The sequence below is a fragment of the Geminicoccus flavidas genome, assembly GCF_009806515.1.
Lineage (GTDB): Bacteria > Pseudomonadota > Alphaproteobacteria > Geminicoccales > Geminicoccaceae > Geminicoccus > Geminicoccus flavidus.
This window is the reverse complement of record NZ_WUJP01000636.1, coordinates 1-4,441: the sequence shown is the minus strand read 5'-3', so window position 1 is coordinate 4,441 and position 4,441 is coordinate 1. Positions and strand designations below refer to the sequence as shown.

Below are 4,441 nucleotides of genomic sequence, written 5' to 3'. Positions count from 1 at the left end.
TTCCTGCCGTCATACATCCGGAAGAAGGTCCGCAGGATCCTGCGGAACATCGTCGCGCCGACCTCGAGCCGGAGCGCGTACAGGGTAAGCGCGCCCCGGACATAGGTGCGGTCGCTGAAGATCTGGTCGCCTTGCTCCACCACGGCCGGGCCCAGCTGGTTGCGCAGGGCATAGGCGTAGAGCGCTTGCATCTCCGCCGCGAATCCGTCGGGCGAGGCGCGGTTAGGCCAGAGCACCTCGAAATAGGTGGCGAACCCCTCACCCAGCCACAGGTCGCGCCAACTGGCTACGGAGACCGCATTGCCGAACCACTGATGCGCCAGCTCGTGCGCAACGATCCGCTCGTCCGCAGCACCCTTGGGGAAGGTCGACATCGCCTGGGTCTCAAGCGCATATGTCAGGGTCGGGTCGTCCACTACGACGCTGCCATAGGCGTCGAACGGGTAGGGCCCGACCAGCCGCTCGAAATAGGGGATCATCTTGGCCGCGCGGGCATAGCCGGCAATGTCCTCCTCGGGCGTCCCGGCGGTCGTATAGATACGCATGGGCACGCCGGTGCGGGACATTCGCGTGGTGAGCCTGAACTTGTTGACGTGGACCGTCGCCAGCCAGGGGGCCATCGGATCGTGCATCGCCCACACGAACCGGCGCCTGTCGCCTAGCCGCTTGCGGGACAGCGGCACGCCGTTGGCGACCGCGCTGTAGCCGTCCGGGACGGTGACCGCGATCGTGAAGATCGCCTTGTCACTCGGCTCGTCATTGGCCGGAAAGAAGGTGCCGGCCCCGACCGGCTCGCTCACGACATAGATCGAGCTCAGATATTTGTGCCAGCCGAGCGTCAGGTCTGGATCATCGGGTGCGGTCGGGTCCTGGACCGGCACTGGCCTGCCGCCATACTCAACCGTGAGCACGAACGGCCAGCCCTTGCGGATCGGCCGCCTGGGCGTGATCGTCAGCTTGTCGCCGGTTTGCGCGAACCTCGCCGGGCTGCCGTTGATCCTGGCCTTGCGCACCTTCAGCGCTGCCAGGTCCAGGGTCAGGCTCGACAGGTTCTGCCGGGCCCGGACCAGCAGGCGCGCCTTGCCGTCCAGCCGGTTGGTGACCGGCCTGACGTCCAGGTCCAGCCCGTAATGGACAACGTCGTAGCCGTCATTGCCGAAGCCCAGGAAGAACTCGTCGGCCGCAAATACCGGTCCCGACAGAAGAAGCCCGGTGATCGCCACCGCCGCCAGCTTGCCCCAGCCCATCGACCCGCCTCCGGCCATTGCACCGCAGGCTAGTCGCATCGCGGCGGCAGGCAGAAGTAAATTTCCTGAAATCGGTACGTGACTGCTTCGGCCGGGCGCCAACGCCTCAGGCCGGGTAGGTCAGGACCGTTTCCACCGGCACGCTCAGCCGCCCGCGCCCGCCCAGCCCGTCTAGCTCGATCAGGAAGACCGCGGCCACCGGCTCCGCACCGATCTTGCGCAGGAGCTGGATCGAGGCTTCGGCGGTGCCGCCGGTCGCGATCAGGTCGTCGATCAGCACGGCCCTGGCCCCCTTTGGGATCAGGTCCTCGACGATCTGGACGGTATCGCTGCCATATTCCAGGTCATAGTCATGGCTGACGACCGCACCCGGCAGCTTGCCCACTTTACGGACCATGACGAAGCCGCGATCCATGTGGAGCGCCAAGGGTGCGGCGAAGATGAACCCCCGGCTCTCGATCCCCACCAGGACGTCCGGCCGGTACCTCGCCGCGATCCCGGCCATCCGCTCGATCGCCGCCCGGTAGGCCAGGTGGTTCGCGAGCAGGGTCGAGATGTCATAGAAGAGGATGCCGGGCTTGGGAAAATCAGGGACGGTGCGGATGTGGGCGGAGATGTCCATTGGCGCGGAACTCTTGGCTCGTTCGGCGCGCATGGTTGCCAGACTGGTGCATCAGGGTAAAGCCAGAGGCGCCGGCCTGCTCCTGGCCTTCGGCCTGGCGATCTGGCTGGCGCCGGCGGCCCTGGCGCAGGACCTGACCGAGCTCACCATCCATACGAGGCAAGGTCCGCTTCCCTACTTCGTGGAGCTCGCCCGCACCCCGTCCGAACGCAGCCGCGGCCTGATGTTCCGCGAGGAGCTGCCCAAGGACCACGGCATGCTGTTCGACTTCGGCCAGGAGCAGTCCGTGTCCTTCTGGATGAAGAACACGCCCTTGCCGCTCGACCTGATCTTCATCAAGGCGGACGGCGAGATCGTCCGCATCACCGAACAGGCCGAGCCGCACTCCCTGAAGCTGCTACCGTCCGGCCAGCCGGTCCGCTACGTGCTGGAGATCCTGGGCGGTACGGCCAGGGAGCGCGGTATCCGGCCGGGCGACCGGCTGGGCGAGCCCCTGCCGGAGTGAGTGCCGCGCCATTTCCCGGCCCGTCGGAACCCGGGCGTCCGGAGCGGATTGACGGAAAAGGCGGCAAAGGCACTGAAAAGGACCCACGATGCGGGAGCACCGGCTTGCGGCGGCGGCAGACCGGACGATCGCCCAGGTCGAGGGAGCCGCCGCACTCGATCATGTCGGCTACCGGATCGGCAACGCCGTCGCCCTGCCGCAGCGGCTGACCGGCCGCCACGCCCAGTCGATCCGCAATGCGCTGCACGGCAACTGGTTGGGTCACCCGCTCCATCCCCTCCTGGTCACCATCCCGATCGGCGCCTGGACAGTGTCCCTGGCGCTGGATCTGCTGGGGGCTCTCCGACGCAGCAACGGCACGCGGTTCGACCAAGCCGCCGACCTCAACCTGCAGGCCGGCTGCCTGACGGCGGTGGGCGCAGCCTTGGCCGGGATGATCGACTGGCAGCATACCCACGGGCGCGACCGCCGGGTCGGGCTGGTCCATGCGCTCGTCAACACGGCGTCGCTCGGGCTGTTCGCCACTTCGGTGCGGCGGCGCCGGCAGGGGCGGCGGCAGGAAGGCCGACTGACCAGCGCGCTTGCCTGGCTGCTCACGCTGACCGGTGCCTATCTCGGCGGCCATCTCGTCTATCGGGGCCGGATCGGGGTTGACCATGCCGACCGGGGCTCCGAGCCGCGTCACTTCCTGCCGGTGTTTCCGCTGGCCGACCTGGAGGAGGATCGGCCGCGCCGGGTGGAAGTCTGGGACGAGCATGCCCGTGCTGCGGTCGGCGTCGTCCTGGTCCTGCACCGGGGCCAGGTCCATGCACTGGGCGCCCGCTGCGCGCATATGGGTGGGCCCTTGGACAAGGGCTGGGTTTTGGAGGGCGGCCTGGTCTGCCCCTGGCACGGCTCGCGCTTCTGTCTCTCCTCCGGCCATCCGCTCGATGGGCCAGCGACAGCGCCGCAGCCGCGCTACGAGGTGCGCCTGCGTGCCGGCATGGTCGAGATTCGCCGCCTGCCGCAGCCTGGCGACGAAACGGTGACGGTCCCGGTCCAGCAAGAAGCCGACACTGGCCGCCGCGGCGAGAAGGCCGACCAGTTCCTGTTCCGGCATCACGAGCTGCTGCGCTACACCTTCACCCAGATCCTGGCCACGCCGCGCCACGATCCGGAGCGGCGACTCCTGATGCGGGTTCTGGCCGGCGAGCTGGAGATGCACGAGCAGATCGAGGACGAGATCTTCTATCCGGCCGTGCAGCCGGTGAGCGAGAAGGTCCCGATCGCCCACGCCGAGCACCATCAGCTCGCGGACATGCTGGCGGTGGTGGTCGGGCTGGACACGTCGTCCACAGTGTTCGACGAGCATCTGCAGGCCCTGTACCAGGCGGTGGACCACCACGCTCGCTCCGAGGAGACCTCGATGTTCGTGGAAGCGCAGCGTCTGGGCGAGGAGCGACTGCGCGAACTCGGCGCCCTTCTGGAGAGAAGGCTCCTGGAACTGCGTGCATCGCGCCTGCAGCGGGCAAGGCGCGCCCTCAAGATCAGGGCGCTGGAACCGGTCTGACGTCGGCTGCCCTGGCCTGCCCGCTCAGGGGCGGCGTACCCCCAGCTCGTCCAGATGGCGCATCATCATCGCCGGGTCGTCATAGACCCGATAGGCTCCGGCGCGCTCCAGCTCGTCGGTGCCATAGCCGCCCGAGAGCAGTCCCACGCCCAGCATGCCGGCCCGCCTGGCCGCCAGCATGTCCCATACGCTGTCGCCGACCACGTAGGCATCGGCCGCCGGCAGGGCGAGCTTCTCGACGGCCGCCAGGAACAGGTCCGGGTCGGGCTTGGCGTGTCGCACCAGGTCGCGGGTAATGATCGGGACGTGCCGGGGCACCTTGAGGCGTTCCAGGACCGGGCCGGCCGTCTCCATCCGCCCGCTGGTCGCGATCGCCCAGGGGCAGCCCAGCTCCGTCAGGTGCGCCAGGAGCTCCAGCGTCCCGGGCAGCGGCCGGACGTCTCCCGCGAGTTTCCGGTACGCCGCAGCGTGCCGCTCCTGGAGCTGGCGGAGCACCTCCGCATCCAGGTCCCGACCGG

At 68.5% G+C, this 4,441-nt stretch carries 5 protein-coding genes; 2 read left to right on the top strand and 3 right to left on the bottom strand.

Features of this window, described 5'->3' with window-relative positions; translation table 11 throughout:
• Both EQG76_RS17945 and EQG76_RS17940 read right to left on the bottom strand, forming a co-directional pair.
• Window positions 1–1,247: M1 family metallopeptidase (locus EQG76_RS17945; protein ID WP_159715756.1), on the bottom strand; the 1,247-nt coding region annotated here is incomplete at its 3' end.
• Between the two features lie 106 nt (window positions 1,248–1,353).
• A complete protein-coding gene (locus EQG76_RS17940; RefSeq protein ID WP_331463793.1) occupies window positions 1,354–1,902 on the bottom strand; it encodes an adenine phosphoribosyltransferase in 549 nt (182 codons plus the stop codon).
• A 13-nt stretch (window positions 1,903–1,915) separates the two neighbouring features.
• Between EQG76_RS17940 and EQG76_RS17935 the strand changes: the two genes are divergently transcribed.
• Window positions 1,916–2,374: a DUF192 domain-containing protein gene (locus tag EQG76_RS17935; RefSeq protein ID WP_235031429.1), complete on the top strand. Its 459-nt coding sequence runs from the start codon at window positions 1,916–1,918 to the stop codon at window positions 2,372–2,374.
• 88 nt (window positions 2,375–2,462) lie between these two features.
• The gene (locus EQG76_RS17930) at window positions 2,463–3,923 is read left to right on the top strand and encodes a DUF2231 domain-containing protein (protein ID WP_159715753.1); all 1,461 of its coding nucleotides are present in this window, start codon (window positions 2,463–2,465) and stop codon (window positions 3,921–3,923) included.
• 24 nt (window positions 3,924–3,947) lie between these two features.
• Here the strand turns inward: EQG76_RS17930 and EQG76_RS17925 are convergent.
• A partial coding sequence (locus tag EQG76_RS17925; protein ID WP_159715752.1) for an HAD family hydrolase occupies window positions 3,948–4,441 on the bottom strand: 494 nt, incomplete at its 5' end.